Raw genomic sequence first — 17,903 nt, 5'->3', positions numbered from 1 at the left:
CTCCCACAGGGTCTTGCAGTGGACCAGGTGGAAAACCAATACCTGACTGACTCAGGCCAGCATCGACATCAACCCACCCTGACGATCCAGTTTGGCCAGGTCGTCGAAGCCGCCGATGTGCGTGTCGCCAATGAAGATCTGCGGCACGCTGCGTCGACCACTGCGGTTGAGCATTTCCTGCATTTTTCCGGGCTCGCGCTCGATATTGATCTCTTGCATCACCGCGCCTTTGCTCGCCAGCAAGGCTTTTGCGTTGCGGCAGAAAGGGCAGGTGTCGGTTGTGTATAGGGTCACGGTGTTCATGGTGGGTCCTCCGTCAATCCAGTCATTCAGGCGTCGATGGCCGGGAAGTCGATGTCGGTCAGCGCGGTGTTGTTCAGATAGTTGGTCAGCGTCTGCGCCGCCACATGGGCGATCACTTCGATGATCTTGGCGTCGTCGATACCGGCGGCGCGGGCGGCGGCGAGTTGCTCGGCGCTCAGGTGTCCGCGGCTTTCGGTGATCTGGCGGGCGAGGGCGGCAATGGCGTTGAGCTCGCCGTGTCGTGCGCTGAGGATGTCCTGCTGCGACAGCCCGACCTTGCCGGCGAAAAATGTGTGAGCCGCCACGCAGTAGTCGCAACCGTTGACCTGCGAGGTGGCGAGGAACACCGCTTCTTTTTCCGTGGCGCTCAAGGAAGTCTTGGCCAGGGTTGCCGAAATTTGCAGGTACGAGGTCAGCGCGACAGGGGCGTTTGCCAGCACCCTGAACAGGTTGGGCAGAAAGCCGATTTTCTTCTGCACAGCTTCCAGCAGCGGACGGGTGGTGTCGGTGGCATGTTCGAGGCTGATCGGGGCAATGCGGGTCATGGTGATACTCCGAAGTGTGAAGCGCGGTATGCGCTGGGTACGGAGCTGATGTTAGGGAGAGCGCCTGGCTTGTTGGGTGCAAATCGTCGAGGATATGCGACAGATCGTCCAAAGATGCCTCCCGGAGCCTTGTCATGGATCGCTTGTCCACCTTGCTCACACACTTCGGCGTCAATGCCGGCACCTTTCACAGCGGCACGTTTTGCGGCACCGCCGCCTACGACGGCCAACAGGCAAGCGGTCACCTGCACTTGCTGCAGGCCGGCGACCTGCTGCTCAAGATGGGCGATCAGCCGGACCTGCAACTGAGCGAACCGACCCTGATCTTTTTCCCCGGCCCTATCGACATCGTCTGTTCGCTTCTGAAGCGTCCGGCACGCAGTTGGTCTGCGCGACCCTGGATTTTGACGGCGGGGCGGGCAATGCCCTGGCGGCGGCGTTGCCGGATTACCTGGTGCTCAAGCTCGATGAAATTCCTTCCTTGGCCGGGACCCTGGAATGGCTGTTCAACGAGGCGTTCGACGGTACCTGCGGGCGCGAAGCGGTGATGGATCGCCTGTTCGAGTTGCTGGTGATTCTGTTGCTGCGGCACATCCTGAGCACCACCGGCCAGCAGCCGGGCATGATGGCCGGCCTCGCCGACGCACGCCTGGCGCGGCCGCTGAGCCTGATGCACGAAGCCCCGGCCAAGGCCTGGAGCGTGGCCGAACTCTCGGTGGCCGCGAACATGTCGCGGGCCGGTTTCGCCGAGCATTTTCGCCGGGTGGTCGGGCAGACGCCGGTGGATTACCTGGTGAGCTGGCGCATCAGCCTGGCGCAGAAACGCTTGCGCGAGGGCCGGCCGATTGCGCTGATCGCCGAGGAAGTCGGCTACGAAAGCCCCTCGGCGCTGGCCCGGGCGTTTCGGCGCAAGACCGGGCTGAGTCCCGGGGAGTGGAAAGGCAACTGACCCACACCCCCCTTGTAGGAGCTGGCTTGCCAGCGATGGCGCCCGAAAGATCGATGCATGGCTCAGGACCGCCATCGCCGGCAAGCCGGCTCCTACAAAGGCAAACCGTGGGAGCTGGCTTGCCAGCGATGGCGTCCGAAAGATCGATGCATGGCTCAGGACCGCTATCGCCAGCAAGCCGGCTCCTACGAAGGCAGAACTGCGTACAGCCCACTGTGGGAGCTGGCTTGCCAGCGATGGCGCCCGAAAGATCGATGCATGGCTCAGGACCGCTATCGCCAGCAAGCCGGCTCCTACAAAGGCAAACCTGCGTACAGCCCACTGTGGGAGCTGGCTTGCCAGCGATGGCGCCCGAAAGATCGATGCATGGCTCAAGACCGCCATCGCCGGCAAGCCGGCTCCTACAGGTCATCGGCTCATCGGAAAAAAGCGAACTTTGCGCCGCAGCTTTTCCTCGAACTGAAAGGGTCATTGTCCAGACTTCGAGGAACTCAAGCCATGCAGTCCCGCCAACATTCACGGTACGACCTGACGTTGCTCATGGTGTTTCTGGTGATTGTGCTGATATCAGGCTTTGATCCCCGAAGCCGGGTGGACTGGGCCCTGGAAAACCTGCTGGTGCTACTGCTGGTCGGGACGCTGGTCGCGGTTGCCGGGCGGTTCCGCTTGTCGACGACCTCCATCACACTGGTGTTTGCGTTTTTGTGCGTGCATGAACTGGGTGCCCACTACACCTATTCCCTGGTGCCTTACGAACACTGGTCGTCGGCGTGGTTGGGTTTCAGTTTCGAACGGGCGACCGGTATTCACCGCAATTACTACGACCGTCTGGTGCATCTGAGCTACGGGCTGCTGCTGGTTTATCCGGTGCGTGAAGTCTTGGGGCGCCTGACGCCGCTGCGCGGGTTCTGGCTGTTTTTCGTGACCCTGAACATCATGCTCTCGACATCCGCCGTGTACGAATTGGTGGAGTGGATCGGCGGTGCCTTCCTGGGCAATGACACGGCCAACGCCTTCGTCGGCGCTCAAAACGATCCCTGGGATTCGCAAAAGGACATGGCCATCGCAGTCGCCGGTGCGTTTGCCAGCCTGTTGCTGGTGTCTCTGCGCGGCACGGCGCAAAAACAGCCGATGACGACCGCATGTCGCAAAAAAAACAATCTGTGGGGATAGGCTTCAATAACTGCGCAATCCCGTCGATAACCTCTTGAAGCGTGCCATCCGCACGGGGCAAACCCCGCTACCCGACGTGCCAGAGAGGAACCACAGAGTGTCCATAAAACTGCGTTTAATATTGCTGATCGGCACCGGATTGCTCACTGCGTTGATCATGAGCCTGGTCAGTTACCTGGGAAACACCCGGATGGCCGGGGCCGTGGACGACAACAACGTCAGCATGGCCGCGCTGCGCAATCACCTCGAAGCCGACATGATGCACGACGCGCTGCGCGCCGACGTGTTGTCGTCGATGTTGGTGGGCTTGAACAAAAGCACCAACAGCAAAGCCGAGGTGCGCAGTTCCCTCGAAGAGCACGCCCAGCGCTTTCGCGAAGTGCTCGGGGAAAACCTCAAGCTGCCGGTCAACGACACCATCAAGGCCGGCCTGAACAAGATCAAGCCCAGTCTCGACACTTACATCAGCTCCGCCGAGCGCATCGCCGGGCTGGCGCTGGAGAACACGGACGCCGCGCAACAGGAACTGGGCACCTTCAACAGTGCCTTCAGCCAGCTGGAAGACCAGATGGCCGCCGTCAGCGAGTTGATCGAAAACGACACGCAACAGACCAGCCAGGGCACCGCGCACGCCATCAGCAACGCCAACCTGACCCTCGGTGGCGTGCTGATCGCCAGCCTGTTGCTGCTGCTGGCCCTGGGGCGCTCGGCGATCCTGAGCATCATGGGCCCGCTGCAAACCGCCAGCCGCATTGCCGAGAGCATCGCCCATGGCAACCTCAGCGAGCCAATTGTCGAGCCCACCCGCAACGACGAAGCCAGCGCGCTGATCCGTAGCCTGGCGACCATGCAACGGGACTTGCGCGGCATGATCGAGGTGGTGCGCAGCAACGCCCACGGCGTCAGCGGCATGAGCAAGCAACTGAGCAACGGCTGCCATGAGGTGGCCGGCAGCAGCCAGCAGCAAAGCGCGGCAGCCAGCACCATGGCCGCGGCCGCCAGCGAAATGACCGCGAGCATCGAGGAAATCACTCGCCACGCCGAGCGTGCGCTGGACATGGCCAACCAGGCCGAATCGCTGGCCAAGGACGGCGGCCGTGTGATCCATCAGGTGGTCAGCGACATGGACGGCATCGCGCGGTCGGCGCAGCAGTCGGCCCAGGTGATCCGCACGCTGGACAAGGAGTCCGAAGGGATCTTCAACATCATCCAGGTGATCAAGGGCATCGCCGACCAGACCAACCTGCTGGCTCTCAACGCCGCCATCGAAGCCGCCCGCGCCGGCGAGCAGGGGCGCGGTTTTGCCGTAGTGGCCGATGAGGTCCGCAGCCTGGCGGGGCGCACCAGCGCCTCCACCCAGGAGATCGCCAGCATGGTCGCACGCATCCAGCAAAGCACCCGCGAGGCGGTGATCAGCATGGAGGAGGGCGTGGCCCAGGTCGACAAAGGCATGGCGGTGACGGCCGATGTCGAGCGCGCCATCCGCGAGATCCTCGAGGCCACGCTGCACACCACGCAACTGGTCAATGACATCAGCCGCACCATCGGCGAACAAAGCCTGGCCAGCAACGAAATCGCCCATCAGGTGGAGATGATTGCGGGCATGTCCGAAGGCAACAGCAAGGTGATCGGGCAGACGGCTTCGACCACCGATGAGTTGTCGAGCCTGGCGGGGCAGTTGTCGCAGTCGGTGGATCGGTTCAGGCTTTGAGGTAGAGGTTGCCTGAACTGACGCCATCGCGAGCAAGCTCGCTCCCACAGGGGATCTTCGGCGTATGGAGATTCAGTGTGGGAGCGAGCTTGCTCGCGATGGCGGTGGTTCAGCCACCGCCAGACTGGCGAACTAGAGGTATTTGTCTGTCACCGCCCCTTCGGAGGCACTGGACACCGTCTTCGCATACTTGGCCAGCACCCCGCGCTTGTATTTCGACTCCGGCCGTACCCAGCGGCTCTTGCGCTCGGCCAGCACGGCATCGGAGACATCAACGCTGATCTGCCGGGTTTCGGCGTCGATCGTGATTTTGTCGCCATTCTCGATCAACGCAATCGGCCCGCCCTCAAAGGCTTCCGGCGTGATATGTCCCACCACGAAGCCATGTGAACCACCGGAAAACCGCCCGTCGGTGATCAGCGCCACATCCTTGCCCAACCCCTTGCCCATGACCGCCGACGTCGGCGAGAGCATTTCGCGCATGCCCGGGCCACCCTTGGGCCCTTCGTAGCGGATCACGATCACCTCGCCGGGCTGCACCTCGCCATTGAGAATGCCGGCCAGCGCACCTTCCTCGCCGTGATAGGCACGCGCCGTGCCTTCGAAGCGCAGGCCTTCCTTGCCGGTGATCTTGGCCACGGCGCCGGTGGGCGATAGGTTGCCGCGCAGGATGACCAGGTGCGAGTCCTTCTTGATCGGCTGGTCGAACGGCCGGATCACGTCCTGCCCGGCCGGATAGTCGGGCACATGGGCCAGGTTTTCCGCCAGGGTCTGGCCGGTGACGGTCAGCGCATCGCCGTGCAGCATGCCGGCATCGAGCATGCGCTTCATCAAAGGTTGAATGCCGCCGATGGCCACGAGCTCGCTCATCATGTATTTGCCGCTGGGGCGCAGGTCGGCGAGCACCGGGGAGATCTTGCCCAGCTCGACGAAGTCATCCAGGGTCAGCTCAACGTCGACCGCATTGGCCATGGCCAGCAGATGCAGCACGGCGTTGGTCGAGCCGGCGAGGGCGATCACCACGCGGATGGCGTTCTCGAAGGCTTTGCGGGTCATGATGTCGCGCGGCTTGAGGTCGAGCTTGAGCAGCTCCATGACCTGCTGGCCGGCGCGGAAGCTGTCCGAGGCCTTGTCGCCGCCAATGGCGTCCTGGGAGCTGGAACCGGGCAGGCTCATGCCCAGCGCCTCGATGGCCGAAGCCATGGTGTTGGCGGTGTACATGCCGCCACAGGACCCGGGGCCGGGAATCGCCACTTCCTCGATCTGCTTGACCTGGATCTCGCTGATATCGCCGCGCGCGTGCTGGCCCACGGCCTCGAATACGGAAATGATGTCGGTATGCCCGGCCCCCGGCTGGATGGTGCCGCCATAGACAAAGATCGACGGACGATTGAGCCGTGCCATGCCGATCAGGCAGCCCGGCATGTTCTTGTCGCAGCCGCCGATGGTCACCAGGCCGTCAAAGCCTTCGCAACCGACCACCACTTCGATGGAGTCGGCGATCACCTCCCGGGACACCAGCGAATACTTCATGCCTTCGGTGCCGTTGGCGATGCCGTCGGAAATGGTGATGGTGTTGAAGATCACGCCCTTGGCGCCTGCGGCATTCGCGCCTTTTTCGGCTTCGAGCGCCAGCTTGTCGATGTGCATGTTGCAGGGCGTGACCATGGCCCAGGTCGAGGCGATGCCGACCTGCGGCTTCTGGAAGTCGGCGTCAGTGAAGCCCACGGCCCGCAGCATGGCGCGCGCGGGGGCGGCCTCCACGCCGTCGATCACTTGAGAGGAGTACTTGCGCAGATCGTCTTTGTCGCTCATGACTTGTCCTCACCGGCTCATCTGAAGACCACTGAGTATAGTCGCCGATCCGCCGGCTCCTACAGATCCATCATTGACCGGACCAGACAGTCGCGAACAGACGCGCGGGTAAGCCTTGTCGTGATATTCTTCGCGACAACTTGGTTTGACCTGTTCAGTTTGCATGTCCTTGAGACGTGCCGACGGAATTACTGTCGCTCAAGTAGCTGAAGCCAATAAAGATAAGAAGTCAGTTCAGAAGGGACATTAAACTGGGGTCGATGCGGTTCGTCGGCCTTGTGTGCCCACCCTGCAATCCTTGAGTGCCGCACCCGTGACTGCCGTGAAACACGGGGCTGTGTGCGCGAGGATGGAAGGGCGGATGGCGTTTTATCATAGGTGCTACAGATGTTTAAGAAAGTGAACACAGCCCTGCTGGGGCTGGCCTTGTCGTTGGGGATGACGACGGCCCAGGCCGAAGAAGCCAAGAAAGTCGATGTACTGCTGATTGGCGGCGGCATCATGAGCGCGACCCTCGGTGTCTGGCTCAATGAGCTGGAGCCTGCTACCTCGATGCAGATGATCGAGCGCCTCGACGGCGTCGCCCAGGAAAGCTCCAACGGCTGGAACAACGCCGGTACCGGTCACTCCGCCCTGGCCGAGCTGAACTACACCCCGGAAGACGACAAGGGCAATGTCTCGATCCCCAAGGCCGTTGAAATCAACGAAGCCTTCCAGATCTCCCGTCAGTTCTGGGCCTGGCAGGTTCAGCAAGGCGTGCTGAAGAACCCGCGTTCGTTCATCAACTCCACGCCGCACATGAGCTTCGTGTGGGGCGACGACAACATCAAGTTCCTGAAAAAACGCTACGAAGCCCTGCAAGCGAGCCCGCTGTTCGCCGGCATGCAGTACTCCGAAGACCCGGCCGTGATCAAGCAGTGGGTGCCGCTGATGATGGAAGGGCGTGACCCGAGCCAGAAGATCGCGGCCACCTGGAGCCCGCTCGGCACCGACGTGAACTTCGGCGAAATCACCCGTCAGTTCGTTGCGCACCTGCAAACCACTCCGAAATTCGACTTGAAGCTGTCCAGCGAAGTGCAGGACATCACCAGGAACGAAGACGGTAGCTGGCGCGTCAGCTACAAAAACCTCAAAGACGGCAGCAAGACCGAAACCGACGCCAAGTTCGTGTTCATCGGCGCCGGCGGCGGTGCCCTGCACCTGCTGCAGAAGTCCGGCATTCCTGAAGCCAAGGAATACGCAGGCTTCCCGGTAGGTGGCTCGTTCCTGGTGACCGAGAACCCGACCATTGCCGAGCAACACCTGGCCAAGGCCTACGGCAAAGCCTCCGTCGGCGCACCGCCGATGTCGGTTCCGCACCTGGACACCCGCGTGCTGGACGGCAAGCGCGTGATCCTGTTTGGCCCGTTCGCGACTTTCAGCACCAAGTTCCTGAAAGAAGGTTCGTACCTGGACCTGCTGACCACCACCACCACGCACAACGTGTGGCCAATGACCAAGGTCGGCATCAAGGAATACCCGCTGGTCGAGTACCTGGCAGGCCAGTTGATGCTGTCGGATGAAGACCGCCTCAACGCCCTGAAGGAATACTTCCCGAACGCCAAGGCTGAAGACTGGCGCCTGTGGCAAGCCGGCCAGCGCGTGCAGATCATCAAGCGTGATGAAGCTGCCGGTGGCGTGCTGAAACTGGGCACCGAAATCGTCGCTTCGCAAGACGGCAGCATCGCCGGCCTGCTGGGCGCCTCCCCAGGCGCTTCGACCGCCGCACCGATCATGCTGACCGTGCTGCAGAAAGTCTTCAAGGACAAGGTCGCGAGCCCTGAATGGCAGGCAAAACTGCACCAGATCGTGCCGAGCTACGGCACCCAGCTGAACGGCAGTCCCGAGAAGGTTGCCGAGGAGTGGGCCTACACCGCCAAGGTGCTGGAACTGACTCCGCCACCTGCGGTGATCGCGCCGGCTGTGACTCCGGTGACTGTCGATACCGATGCGAAAGCACCGAAGGCTAGTGCTGCGAGTGATATGGCTCTGTAACTAGAAACCAGATCAAAAAAAGCCCACTGAACCGGCGACGGTCAGTGGGTTTTTTTGTGGTTCGCCGCGTTTATCCAGTTCTCACGCGTTATCGTTGACGACCATCGCCAGCAAGCCGGCTCCTACACGGGACCGTGACCTCGCTCGAAATACCCCGGATTCCCTGTAGGAGCGAGCCTGCTCGCGAAAAACTTCGGGGCAACGCGTTTTACCGGATTTGCGCGTTATCGTTGACGATCTTCGCGAGCAGGCTCGCTCCTACAGAAGAACGCAACATAGCCCCCTGTCATCAATTGCCAAGTCCCTGACGCCCAATGTGAAGCAGCCCGCTTGCACGTGTCGATACTGGTTGGCTCTCCCGCACTGGCACAAAAAGGCCGATGCCTCTTCACCCTGACAAAGGGACTGTCAGTTGCATCTCAATAAAACAATCATAGAGAGCGCAGAATGAAGTTCAGTTTTTTAGACAGCAGCCAGCCGAGCCGCCGGCGGGTTTTACGCGATGCATTCACGCTGGCCGTGGCGGCCTCGCCTTTGGCAAGTCTCGCCAGGGCAGCCGATGACAACGCTGAAGAAGTGACCTTTGCCGCTGGCCCGCGCCCGCTGGTGCAATACCCGCAAAAACGCCCGTTGACCCTGGTGACCACGCGGCCGCCGCATCTGGAGACGCCATTCCCTGTCTTCAACGAAGGGCCGATCACGCCCAATGACGCCTTTTTCGTGCGTTATCACCTGGCTAATTTTCCGACCAGCATCGATCCCGACACCTACCGCCTGACGATCAAGGGCTCGGTCGACACGCCGCTGTCGCTTTCCCTGGCCGAACTCAAGGCCCTCGCCGAACCGGTGGAAGTGGTGGCGGTCAATCAGTGCTCGGGCAACAGCCGTGGCTTCTCGATGCCCCGAGTGTTCGGTGCCCAACTGGGCAATGGCTCGATGGGTAATGCGCGGTGGGTGGGGGTACCGCTCAAGGCGGTATTGGAAAAGGCGGGGGTGAAGGCCGGCGCCGCGCAAGTGACTTTCCGTGGGCTGGATAAGCCGGTGTTGCCCAGCACACCGGAGTTCATCAAGGCGCTGGACATCAGCCATGCCATGGATGGCGAGCCGATGATCGCCTGGTCCATGAACGGCACAGACCTGCCATTTCTCAACGGCTACCCGATTCGTCTGGTGGTGCCAGGCTATTTCGGCACTTATTGGGTCAAGCACCTGAGCGAGATCGAAGTCGTCGACACGACCTACGACGGTTTTTTCATGGCCAAGGGTTACCGGGTTCCGGACAACGATTGCTTCTGCATCGCGCCCGGTACCACGGCGGCGAAAACCCAGCCAATTTCGAAGTTGCCGGTACGCAGTTTCATCACCAGCGTCAAACACGGCGATGTATTGCCGCTGAACAAAAACCTGGAGCTCAAGGGCATTGCGTTCGACGGGGGCGTTGGGGTCAACAAGGTGGAGGTGTCGATCGACGGCGGAAAAACCTGGCGCGAAACCACGCTCGGGCAGGACCTTGGCCGTTTCTCCTTTCGTGAGTGGACACTGCCGATCATCTTTACCGGCAAGGGCACCACGCAGTTGATGGTGCGAGCCAGCAACAGTGCCGGCGAGACACAACCGCTGCAGGCCGACTGGAACCCAGCCGGCTACCGCCGCCACGTCGTCGAAACCACCCACGTGACCGTCGCCTGAGGAGGGCCGTATGAAACTTGTGAAAAGCATGACCGTCTTGCTCTGCGCGGCTCAGGTTGGTTTGGCCACTCTGGCCAGTGCAGCGCCGCTTTCGATCACGTTGCCGCCCGAAACGGCGGCGTTCAAGTCCAGTTCGATGCCTGGCTACGCTTTGGCGCAGCAGAAGTGTTCCGTCTGCCATTCAGCCGACTACATCAACTTCCAGCCTCCGGGCATGAGCCTGGCGCAGTGGACCGCCGAAGCGGGCAAGATGCAGCACGTGTACGGTGCGCCGATCAGCGACCAGGAGGTGAGTGTTATCGGTGCCTATCTGGCGGTGACCTATGGTAGTGCGAAGGCCAATGATGCCGATGTTCAGGCTGCCTCGAACGCCCCGGCGGTGGCTGTGGCAAAAGTCGACGCGAAGGCCTTGCTGCAGAACAACGCCTGCCTGTCCTGTCACGCGATTGACCATAAAGTGGTAGGCCCGGCCTACCGCGATGTGGCGGCCAAATATGCCAAGGACCCGCAGGCAATGGACCGGCTTATGTCCAGCATTCAGCACGGCGGGAGCGGAAAGTGGGGGGATGTGCCCATGCCGCCGTTTGCGCAGTTGAGCCCGGACGATCTGAAAAGCCTGGCGACGTTCATCATGAGCCAGTGAACCTGATGCAAAAAGGCCCACTGGACCGGTAATGGTCAGTGGGCTTTTTTGGGTGTGAGGTTTGTTCACGACATCGAGGTGTTCACCGCACCGAAGCGCTTGAGAATGTCCTGGTACATTTTCGTCCGCCGATGACCCTGGCCATATCCTCCAGCGGCGGCAACGGTGCCGGCCTGCACGTGATCCAGGTACTTGAAGATCTTGCCGGGCGAAAGAAACACGACCTTATAGCCAAGGCCGATCACCCGGTCTTGCAGTTCATACCCAGGCACCCGATCGTCGATCTGGAACTGCAGGCCCTGTTGTTTCATCAGCCTGCAGTTCCACAGGGTGCAGAAGCTTTTCAGGTAAGTCTCGGTATAGGGCTTGGGTTCTTTTGAGCGCAGGCCCAGGGACAGTTTCAGGCGGCGGAAATGGTGCTTGGCGAAGCGGGAGGTGAAGCGCCAGACCGTCCTTGGCAACCCTCGGTTGAGTTGCTCGGTGCAGCCGACCGCGATGACGTTTCGATCCTTGGCGCAGTGCTCCATCATCATCGCAAAGACGTCTGCATTGAAGACGAAGGTGTCGGTATGCATCAGGAACAGGTAGTCGGTATCGACCCTGGCCAGCGCCATGTCCAGCGCCTTGCCGTGGGCGATATGGCCCGGCTCTTTGCCGGGGACAGCGCGTTCGATCAGGTTGATCCAGTCGAGTGAGCGCAAGTACTCGACGCTGGCGTCCGCCGAATCGTTATCGACCACCCAGACCGGGATTCCGGCTTTTCGTGCAGGCTCGCGTAACAGGTCCAGGCAGATCCTGGTCAAGTCGAGGGTTTTGTAATTCACCAGAACGATGCTGAACGGAGGTTTTGCCATCTTCGAAATGCTCGACTAACCGAAAGTGTCGAAGATTAAACAGGCAACCTTAGCCCAAGCTTAATTTCACCTGGGCGGGTTGGCCGTTGGCATTCAGGCCGTATCGGCGTAGAGAGGCGCTTACGGTTTGACCTGGCTTTTCAGCTTCTCTTCGATTTTCGCGTCTACCGCAGCACGGATCTGGTCGATGCTGAAGCTCGCGGGTTTCTGGCTCGGCGGGTATTCGATGAAGGTCTGCAGGAAGCGCGCGGCCTTGGCCACACCGGCGGCCAGCAGGTAGGAGTTCTTTACCAGCCAGTCGTTGTACTGATCCGAGACCAGGTCTGCCCGCTCATAGGGGTCCATGCGCAGGTTGAACAGCTTGGGCACGCGCAGCGGCACGAACGGGCTGCTCCACACCGCAAAACCGCCGGGCTCGCGCTGTTCGGCAAACACTACTTTCCAGTTGTCGAAGCGCATGGAGACCAGCACGCCATCGTCGTTGAAGTAATAGAACTCGCGGCGCTCGCCCTTGGGCTTTTGCCCGGTCAGGTAGGGCAGCTGGTTGTAGCCGTCCAGGTGCACCTTGAAGCTGGTGCCGCCGGAAGTCGGTGCCCAGCCCTTGAGCAGTTTGTCCTTCACCTCGGTATCACCCGCCGCGGCGAGCAGGGTAGGGAACCAGTCCATGCCCGAGAACATCTCGTTGGACACTTCACCGGCCTTGATCCTGCCCGGCCAGCGCACGATGGCCGGGACCCGGTAGGCGCCTTCCCAGTTGGAGTTCTTCTCGTTACGAAACGGCGTGGTCGCCGCGTCCGGCCAGGAGAACTGGTTAGGGCCGTTGTCGGTGGTGTAGACGACGATGGTGTTGTCGGTAACTTTCAGGTCATCGAGGGTCTGCAGCAGTTTGCCGACGTCGCCGTCGTGTTCGAGCATGCCGTCCGCATACTCGTTGCCGGGCATGCCGCTCTGGCCCTTTATCGACTCGCGCACGTGGGTGAATACATGCATGCGCGTGGTGTTCATCCACACGAAGAAGGGTTTGTCCGCCTTGGCCTGTTTCTCGATGAACGCTTGCGCCGCAGCGGTGGTTTCATCGTCGATGGTTTCCATGCGCTTGGCGGTCAGCGCACCGGTGTCTTCGATCTTGCCGTCGGCGTAGCTGTGGATCACGCCACGAGGTGTGCGGGATTTGACGAAGTCCGGGTCATCCTTGGGCCAGTAGGGGCGCTCGGGTTCTTCTTCGGCGTTGAGGTGATACAGGTTGCCGAAGAACTCGTCGAAACCGTGGTGGGTCGGCAGAAACTCATCCTTGTCACCCAGGTGGTTCTTGCCGAACTGGCCGGTGGCGTAGCCCTGGGACTTGAGGGCCTGGGCGATGGTGATGTCGCGGCCCTGGATACCGATGGGCGCGCCCGGCACGCCGACCTTGGTCAGGCCGGTACGCAGCGGTGACTGGCCGGTGATGAACGACGAGCGCCCGGCGGTGCAGCTGTTCTCCGCGTAATAGTCGGTGAACAGCATGCCTTCGTGCGCGATGCGGTCGATGTTCGGGGTCTTGTAGCCGACCACACCCATGGAATAGGCACTGATGTTGGTCTGGCCGATGTCGTCGCCGAAGATCACCAGGATGTTGGGTTTGTCAGCGGCGTTTGCCGCCATTGCCATGACCGTTGTCGCGATGAAGGCGAGTTTCGGCAGCCACTTTTTTATGCGAGTCATCTGACTGGCTCCTTGTTGACGGGCGTCGCGCAGAGCGACCGGCCCCGATGTTCAAGGGTCGTCGGACACCAAGCGCCACCCGTATCAGGTGGCGTGATTGTCGATGTGCAATACCGCGCCGGTGACGCTGGCACCGGCGCCGCTGGCCAGCAATAGCAAGGGGCCGTTGAGCTCCTGCAGCCCCGCGTCCTTGCCGCGTCCGGCCGCGATCACGTTGACCCGAATCCGGTGTGGCGTCAGCGACTGGGCCATGGCCCGGCTCATGCGGATCAGGCTGCTGTTGGGCCGCAGGCACGGGTTGAGCTGGCTGATCGGGCGCGGTGGCGGCTCGATGTTGACGATGCTGCCGCCGCGCTCGGCCTTGATCATGTGCCGGCTGGTGCAATGGACCAGGTGGTTGTTGCGCGCCGGATGTTCGCGTTCGGCGCTGTTGTTGATCAGCACATCGACGCTGCCGAAGCGCAACTCGACGGCACCAAGCGCCGCCTCGATGCTGGCTCGGCGGGCGCTGTCGAGGCTGACGATCAGCACTTCACCGCCATCCCAGCGCAGGTCGGCTTGCAACTGCTCAAGCTGCGCAGGGCATGGCGCGCCGAGGGCCACCCGGGCGCCCGCGAGGCTGATCAGCCGGGCGAAATGGGCACCGAGTTGCGTGGTGGCATCGGCCACCAGCACGGTTTTACCGGCCATGGAAAAGGGTTGCATGAGGTCGCTCATGACACGGCCTCCAGCGGCGCGGCGCGGCGGGTAATGGCCGCGCGGCGCACGGCTGGACGGGGTGATGCAATGGGCACGGCACCGAGCATTTTCAGCACCAGTTCCGAGTAATGGCGGATGACGTCGTCGACGCTCCAGCGGCCATCGGCCTGATACCAGACACAGGCGTGGGTGAGCATGTTGAACAGCGTGCGCGCCATCAATTTCGGTTCGGCGCAGCTCAGCGAACCTTCCCGAACGCCTTGTTCGAGCAGGGCTTGCAAGTCTTTGAGGTACACCCGGCGGGCCTGACGCACCAGGGCCAGGGACTCTTCGTCGAGGCTCCGGTATTCCAGGTTGCCGAGTACGGCCTGGTCCTGATGTTCCAGGTGATAACGCACATGGCAGGCGACAAAAGCGCGGAGTCTGCTATCGGCGCGCGCTACGGCAGGGCGGCATCGAGCCCACTCCCGGGACAATGTCTCGAAGTATTCGAGGATCAGCTCCAGCAGCAATTCGCCTTTACCCTGGTAATAGAGGTACAGCGTCGAGCAATTGATCCCCGATTCGGCCGCCAGTTGCCGAAGGCTCATCGAGCCGTAGCCATTACGCGAGATCAGTTTGACGGCAGCCTGGCGGATGTTGGTTTCGGTGGTGTTCATGGTGTGATCCTGCGGTCATCAATATGCAAACACAGCTATCGTGGCCAGGGAGATCTCTGTAGGAGAGAGCTTGCTCGCGAAAAACGTCAGGACACCGCGAGCAATCAGGCAGCCCGCGTCATCGTTGACGTCCATCGCGAGCAAGCTCGCTCCTACAGAGAGCTCCCTGGCCGCAGGCCGTTTGGTTATTGCAGATTGCCGGCCACCGCGATGGTCTGCGCCGTGATGTAGTTCGACTCCGGCGAACAGAACAGGTACACGGCGTCGGCCGCTTCCTGCACGGTGCCCGGGCGGCCCAGCGGGTTGCGCTGGGCGAACGACTTGGCCGCTTCCGGGCTGATGCCGACGCGGATGTCACGGCCTTCGATGTTCACGGTGGCGCCGGCGTGGGCGTCGGCCTTGGTCATGCGGGTTTCGATGAAACCGAAGGCCACGGCGTTGACGTTGACCTTGAAGCGGCCCCATTCGCGGGCCAGCGCGCGGGTCATGCCGATCACACCGGCCTTGGCCGAGGAATAGTTCATCTGCCCGGCATTGCCGTTGAGGGCCGAGACCGAAGAGATGTTGACCACCTTGCGGAACACTTCGCGTTCGGCTGCAGCGTCCGCCAGGGCCTGGGCCTTGATGATCGGGTAGGCCGCACGCAGGATGCGGAATGGTGCGGTCATGTGGCAGTCGAGAATGGCGTACCACTGCTCGTCGCTCATCTTCTGGATCACGTCGTCCCAGGTGTAGCCGGCGTTGTTGACGATGATGTCGATGCCGCCGAAGTTGTCCATCGCGGTCTTGACGTAGCGGTCACCGAAGTCCGGGGCGCTGACGTTGCCGTGGCATACGGCGGCTTCGCCACCCATCTTGCGGATCAGTTCTGCGGTCTCGTGGGCCGGATCGGCGTCCAGGTCGTTGATCACGATGCGCGCGCCTTCGCTCGCCAGTTTCAGGGCGATTTGCTGGCCGATGCCACGACCGGAACCGGTGACCAGTGCGACTTTGCCTTCGAGTTTTGCCATGGGGTGTTGCTCCTCAATTCTTGGGTTTGTTTACAGAGCGATCACGGCGTCGCCAACGATCTTGGTCTCGCCGTATTGATTGGTGGTGCGTACTTCGACCTTGATCCGCTGCTCGCCGCAGGCTTCGAAGCGCTCGACCACAGTGCCGGTGCAGGTGATGCGGTGACCCAGGTGGGTGATGCCGAGAAAGCGCACACCGAATTCGCGCACCTGGCGCTGATCGACCCACTGGGTCAGCAGGCGACCGAGGTAGGCCATCGACAACATGCCGTGGGCGAACACATCGGGCATGCCGGCCTTGCGTGCGTAATCGGTGTCGATGTGAATGGCGTTGTGATCCCCTGACGCGCCGGCAAACAGTCCCAGCGTGGTGCGGTTGATCGGCGGCAGTTCCAGCGCCGGCAGGGTGTCGCCGACGTTGATTTTTTCCAGGCTTATCGCGTTCATGGTTGTTCTCCGCTTCAGCTGTTGCGCTGCACGAGCACGCTGCGCAGGTCCGCGACGTGCTCACCGTGCTGGTTGGTGACCCGGGTCTCGCGCACCACGAATTCCAGGGCGCCGGCTTTTTTGTCGTAGATGTCGGCGATGCGTACGTCGAAGCGCAGGGTGTCGCCGGCATAGGCCATGCGGTGATAACGGAACGACTCTTCGCCGTGCAGGATGCGCGCGGTGACGATGCCCAGTTCATCGCGCCAGGCGTTGGACGGGATCTGGAATTCCAGCGAGAACAGGAAGGTCGGTGGCAGCGGCAGGGCTGGATGCCCGGCGTCGCGAGCGGCCTGCTCGTCGAAGTAGACCGGGTTGGTTTCCCCGGTGGCCTTGGCGAAGAAGCGCAGTTGCCCGGCTTCGGCGGTGACGAGGAAGGTGGGCAACTGCTTGCCGATGTGTTTTTTGTCGATCATCTGAATGACTCCCGGGTGTGCTGGCCGCTTCAGTTTTTCTGGTACACGGTGACGACGCAGGCGCCGCCCAGGCCGAGGTTGTGTTGCACGGCGATGCGCGCGTTCTGCACCTGGCGCTGCTCGGCGGTGCCGCGCAGCTGGTGGGTCAGCTCGTAGCACTGGGCCAGGCCGGTGGCGCCCAGCGGATGGCCCTTGGAGAGCAGGCCGCCGGACGGGTTGGTCACCCATTGGCCGCCGTAGGTGTTGTCGCCGTCGTTGACCAGTTGCTCGGCGCCGCCTTCGGCGCACAGGCCGAGGCCTTCGTAGGTCAGCAGTTCGTTCTGCGCAAAGCAGTCGTGCAACTCGATCACGTCGATGTCTTTCGGCCCGATGCCGGCCTGGTTGTAGGCGATGTCGGCGGCCATGCGCGTCATGTCGAAACCGACCACGCGGATCATGTCCTTGGCGTCGTAGGTGCTCGGCAGGTCGGTGGTCAGGGCCTGGCCGGCCATCAGCACGTCGGTGCGCAGGCCATGCTTTTTCGCGAACGCTTCGGAGACCACGATGCTGGCGGCGGCGCCACAGGTCGGCGGGCAGGCCATCAGGCGCGTCAACACGCCTTCCCAGAGCATCGGCGCGGCCAGGACTTCTTCGCTGCTGACCACGTTGCGGAACACGGCCAGCGGGTTGTTGGCGGCGTGGCGGCTGGCCTTGGCGCGGATCTTGGCGAAAGTTTCCAGCCGGGTGCCGTACTTCTGCATGTGTGCGTAACCGGCACCGGCGAACTGGCGGATGGCGGTCGGCAGGTCGGGCATGCCGACCAGTTCGTTGGTCAGCTTGAGGGCGCGTTCGGTGGCCGGGGCGCGGTCGGTCCAGGCGGATTTCAGCGCACCCGGGTTCATTTGTTCAAAGCCGAATGCCAGGGCGCAGTCCACCGCACCGCTGGCCACGGCCTGACGGGCCAGGAACAGTGCGCTGGAGCCGGTGGCGCAGTTGTTGTTGACGTTGATCAGCGGGATGCCGGTCATGCCGACGCGGTACAGGGCTTTCTGGCCGCAGGTGGAGTCGCCGTAGACGTAACCGGCGTAAGCCTGCTGGATGTCACTGAAGTCCAGGCCGCAATCGGCCAGGGCCAGGCGAATCGCCTGTTCGCCCATGATGTCGTAGGGCTCGTTGGTCCCCGGTTTCTTGAACTGGATCATGCCGACGCCAGCAACGAACACTTTATTGCTCATCG

Annotated in this window: 16 protein-coding genes and 2 pseudogenes; 7 read left to right on the top strand and 11 right to left on the bottom strand. The window is 62.0% G+C overall.

Annotation, left to right across the window (positions count from 1 at the left end; all coding sequences use genetic code 11):
- Nucleotides 1-51: 51 nt before the first annotated feature.
- Both grxC and AB4O16_RS04720 read right to left on the bottom strand, forming a co-directional pair.
- On the bottom strand, nucleotides 52-303 hold the full coding sequence (gene grxC, locus AB4O16_RS04725; protein ID WP_160385918.1) for a glutaredoxin 3: 252 nt from the start codon (nucleotides 301-303) through the stop codon (nucleotides 52-54).
- 26 nt (nucleotides 304-329) lie between these two features.
- Complete coding sequence (locus tag AB4O16_RS04720; RefSeq protein ID WP_460157144.1) at nucleotides 330-848, bottom strand: carboxymuconolactone decarboxylase family protein; 519 nt, start codon at nucleotides 846-848, stop codon at nucleotides 330-332.
- 134 nt (nucleotides 849-982) lie between these two features.
- On the opposite strand from AB4O16_RS04720, the pseudogene AB4O16_RS04715 reads away from it, so the two are divergent.
- The 4 genes and pseudogenes from AB4O16_RS04715 to AB4O16_RS04700 all read left to right on the top strand — a co-directional run bounded on the left by AB4O16_RS04715 (nucleotide 983) and on the right by AB4O16_RS04700 (nucleotide 4,681).
- A pseudogene (locus AB4O16_RS04715) lies at nucleotides 983-1,797 on the top strand (helix-turn-helix domain-containing protein).
- 498 nt (nucleotides 1,798-2,295) lie between these two features.
- Nucleotides 2,296-2,970: a DUF2238 domain-containing protein gene (locus AB4O16_RS04710; RefSeq protein WP_460157143.1), complete on the top strand. Its 675-nt coding sequence runs from the start codon at nucleotides 2,296-2,298 to the stop codon at nucleotides 2,968-2,970.
- 76 nt (nucleotides 2,971-3,046) lie between these two features.
- Nucleotides 3,047-3,823 (top strand): annotated as a pseudogene (locus AB4O16_RS04705) (MCP four helix bundle domain-containing protein); the annotation flags it as partial.
- Nucleotides 3,818-4,681: a methyl-accepting chemotaxis protein gene (locus tag AB4O16_RS04700; protein WP_371925841.1), complete on the top strand. Its 864-nt coding sequence runs from the start codon at nucleotides 3,818-3,820 to the stop codon at nucleotides 4,679-4,681. The pseudogene AB4O16_RS04705 and the gene AB4O16_RS04700, both read left to right, overlap by 6 nt.
- 132 nt (nucleotides 4,682-4,813) lie before the next feature.
- On the opposite strand, the gene ilvD is transcribed toward AB4O16_RS04700, so the two are convergent.
- A complete protein-coding gene (gene ilvD, locus AB4O16_RS04695; protein WP_460157142.1) occupies nucleotides 4,814-6,496 on the bottom strand; it encodes a dihydroxy-acid dehydratase in 1,683 nt (560 codons plus the stop codon).
- 387 nt (nucleotides 6,497-6,883) lie between these two features.
- On the opposite strand from ilvD, the gene mqo reads away from it, so the two are divergent.
- The 3 genes from mqo to sorB all read left to right on the top strand — a co-directional run bounded on the left by mqo (nucleotide 6,884) and on the right by sorB (nucleotide 10,862).
- Nucleotides 6,884-8,530 carry a malate dehydrogenase (quinone) gene (gene mqo / locus AB4O16_RS04690; RefSeq protein ID WP_160385911.1) on the top strand — a complete coding sequence of 549 codons (1,647 nt, stop codon included), beginning with the start codon at nucleotides 6,884-6,886 and terminating at the stop codon, nucleotides 8,528-8,530.
- A 447-nt stretch (nucleotides 8,531-8,977) separates the two neighbouring features.
- Nucleotides 8,978-10,219 (top strand): SorA family sulfite dehydrogenase catalytic subunit, encoded by a 1,242-nt coding sequence (gene sorA / locus AB4O16_RS04685; protein ID WP_460157141.1) that lies wholly within the window; start codon nucleotides 8,978-8,980, stop codon nucleotides 10,217-10,219.
- Between the two features lie 10 nt (nucleotides 10,220-10,229).
- A complete protein-coding gene (sorB, locus tag AB4O16_RS04680) occupies nucleotides 10,230-10,862 on the top strand; it encodes a SorB family sulfite dehydrogenase c-type cytochrome subunit (RefSeq protein ID WP_460157140.1) in 633 nt (210 codons plus the stop codon).
- A gap of 65 nt (nucleotides 10,863-10,927) precedes the next feature.
- Here the strand turns inward: sorB and AB4O16_RS04675 are convergent, their stop codons facing one another.
- From AB4O16_RS04675 to AB4O16_RS04640, 8 genes are all read right to left on the bottom strand, one after another.
- Nucleotides 10,928-11,716 carry a glycosyltransferase family 2 protein gene (locus AB4O16_RS04675; protein WP_460157139.1) on the bottom strand — a complete coding sequence of 263 codons (789 nt, stop codon included), beginning with the start codon at nucleotides 11,714-11,716 and terminating at the stop codon, nucleotides 10,928-10,930.
- A gap of 120 nt (nucleotides 11,717-11,836) precedes the next feature.
- Nucleotides 11,837-13,417, bottom strand: coding sequence for an arylsulfatase (locus AB4O16_RS04670; protein ID WP_460157138.1), 1,581 nt, complete (start codon nucleotides 13,415-13,417; stop codon nucleotides 11,837-11,839).
- An 84-nt stretch (nucleotides 13,418-13,501) separates the two neighbouring features.
- Nucleotides 13,502-14,134: an SDR family NAD(P)-dependent oxidoreductase gene (locus tag AB4O16_RS04665; RefSeq protein ID WP_460157137.1), complete on the bottom strand. Its 633-nt coding sequence runs from the start codon at nucleotides 14,132-14,134 to the stop codon at nucleotides 13,502-13,504.
- Nucleotides 14,131-14,775, bottom strand: coding sequence for a TetR/AcrR family transcriptional regulator (locus tag AB4O16_RS04660; protein WP_460157136.1), 645 nt, complete (start codon nucleotides 14,773-14,775; stop codon nucleotides 14,131-14,133). Before AB4O16_RS04660 ends, AB4O16_RS04665 begins: the two co-directional genes overlap by 4 nt.
- A 185-nt stretch (nucleotides 14,776-14,960) precedes the next feature.
- Nucleotides 14,961-15,785, bottom strand: a complete 825-nt coding sequence (locus tag AB4O16_RS04655) for an SDR family NAD(P)-dependent oxidoreductase (protein ID WP_160385904.1) — start codon at nucleotides 15,783-15,785, stop codon at nucleotides 14,961-14,963.
- A 30-nt stretch (nucleotides 15,786-15,815) separates the two neighbouring features.
- Nucleotides 15,816-16,232: a MaoC family dehydratase gene (locus AB4O16_RS04650; RefSeq protein ID WP_460157135.1), complete on the bottom strand. Its 417-nt coding sequence runs from the start codon at nucleotides 16,230-16,232 to the stop codon at nucleotides 15,816-15,818.
- Nucleotides 16,233-16,246: 14 nt separating this feature from the next.
- Nucleotides 16,247-16,687, bottom strand: a complete 441-nt coding sequence (locus tag AB4O16_RS04645) for a MaoC family dehydratase N-terminal domain-containing protein (protein WP_150718269.1) — start codon at nucleotides 16,685-16,687, stop codon at nucleotides 16,247-16,249.
- A gap of 29 nt (nucleotides 16,688-16,716) precedes the next feature.
- Nucleotides 16,717-17,901: a lipid-transfer protein gene (locus AB4O16_RS04640; RefSeq protein ID WP_460157134.1), complete on the bottom strand. Its 1,185-nt coding sequence runs from the start codon at nucleotides 17,899-17,901 to the stop codon at nucleotides 16,717-16,719.
- Nucleotides 17,902-17,903: the final 2 nt, after the last annotated feature.

Source organism: Pseudomonas sp. S2_H10 (genome assembly GCF_054668285.1).
The sequence above is the reverse complement of the archived record's forward strand: the minus strand, read 5'-3'. Positions and strand labels throughout refer to the sequence as shown.

Bases quoted from the DNA above. Each gene is read 5' to 3' on its own strand.
- grxC (WP_160385918.1), bottom strand. From the start codon at position 303: ATGAACACCGTGACCCTATACACAACCGACACCTGCCCTTTCTGCCGC.
- AB4O16_RS04720 (WP_460157144.1), bottom strand. From the start codon at position 848: ATGACCCGCATTGCCCCGATCAGCCTCGAACATGCCACCGACACCACC.
- AB4O16_RS04710 (WP_460157143.1), top strand. From the start codon at position 2,296: ATGCAGTCCCGCCAACATTCACGGTACGACCTGACGTTGCTCATGGTG.
- AB4O16_RS04700 (WP_371925841.1), top strand. From the start codon at position 3,818: ATGCAACGGGACTTGCGCGGCATGATCGAGGTGGTGCGCAGCAACGCC.
- ilvD (WP_460157142.1), bottom strand. From the start codon at position 6,496: ATGAGCGACAAAGACGATCTGCGCAAGTACTCCTCTCAAGTGATCGAC.
- mqo (WP_160385911.1), top strand. From the start codon at position 6,884: ATGTTTAAGAAAGTGAACACAGCCCTGCTGGGGCTGGCCTTGTCGTTG.
- sorA (WP_460157141.1), top strand. From the start codon at position 8,978: ATGAAGTTCAGTTTTTTAGACAGCAGCCAGCCGAGCCGCCGGCGGGTT.
- sorB (WP_460157140.1), top strand. From the start codon at position 10,230: ATGAAACTTGTGAAAAGCATGACCGTCTTGCTCTGCGCGGCTCAGGTT.
- AB4O16_RS04675 (WP_460157139.1), bottom strand. From the start codon at position 11,716: ATGGCAAAACCTCCGTTCAGCATCGTTCTGGTGAATTACAAAACCCTC.
- AB4O16_RS04670 (WP_460157138.1), bottom strand. From the start codon at position 13,417: ATGACTCGCATAAAAAAGTGGCTGCCGAAACTCGCCTTCATCGCGACA.
- AB4O16_RS04665 (WP_460157137.1), bottom strand. From the start codon at position 14,134: ATGAGCGACCTCATGCAACCCTTTTCCATGGCCGGTAAAACCGTGCTG.
- AB4O16_RS04660 (WP_460157136.1), bottom strand. From the start codon at position 14,775: ATGAACACCACCGAAACCAACATCCGCCAGGCTGCCGTCAAACTGATC.
- AB4O16_RS04655 (WP_160385904.1), bottom strand. From the start codon at position 15,785: ATGGCAAAACTCGAAGGCAAAGTCGCACTGGTCACCGGTTCCGGTCGT.
- AB4O16_RS04650 (WP_460157135.1), bottom strand. From the start codon at position 16,232: ATGAACGCGATAAGCCTGGAAAAAATCAACGTCGGCGACACCCTGCCG.
- AB4O16_RS04645 (WP_150718269.1), bottom strand. From the start codon at position 16,687: ATGATCGACAAAAAACACATCGGCAAGCAGTTGCCCACCTTCCTCGTC.
- AB4O16_RS04640 (WP_460157134.1), bottom strand. From the start codon at position 17,901: ATGAGCAATAAAGTGTTCGTTGCTGGCGTCGGCATGATCCAGTTCAAG.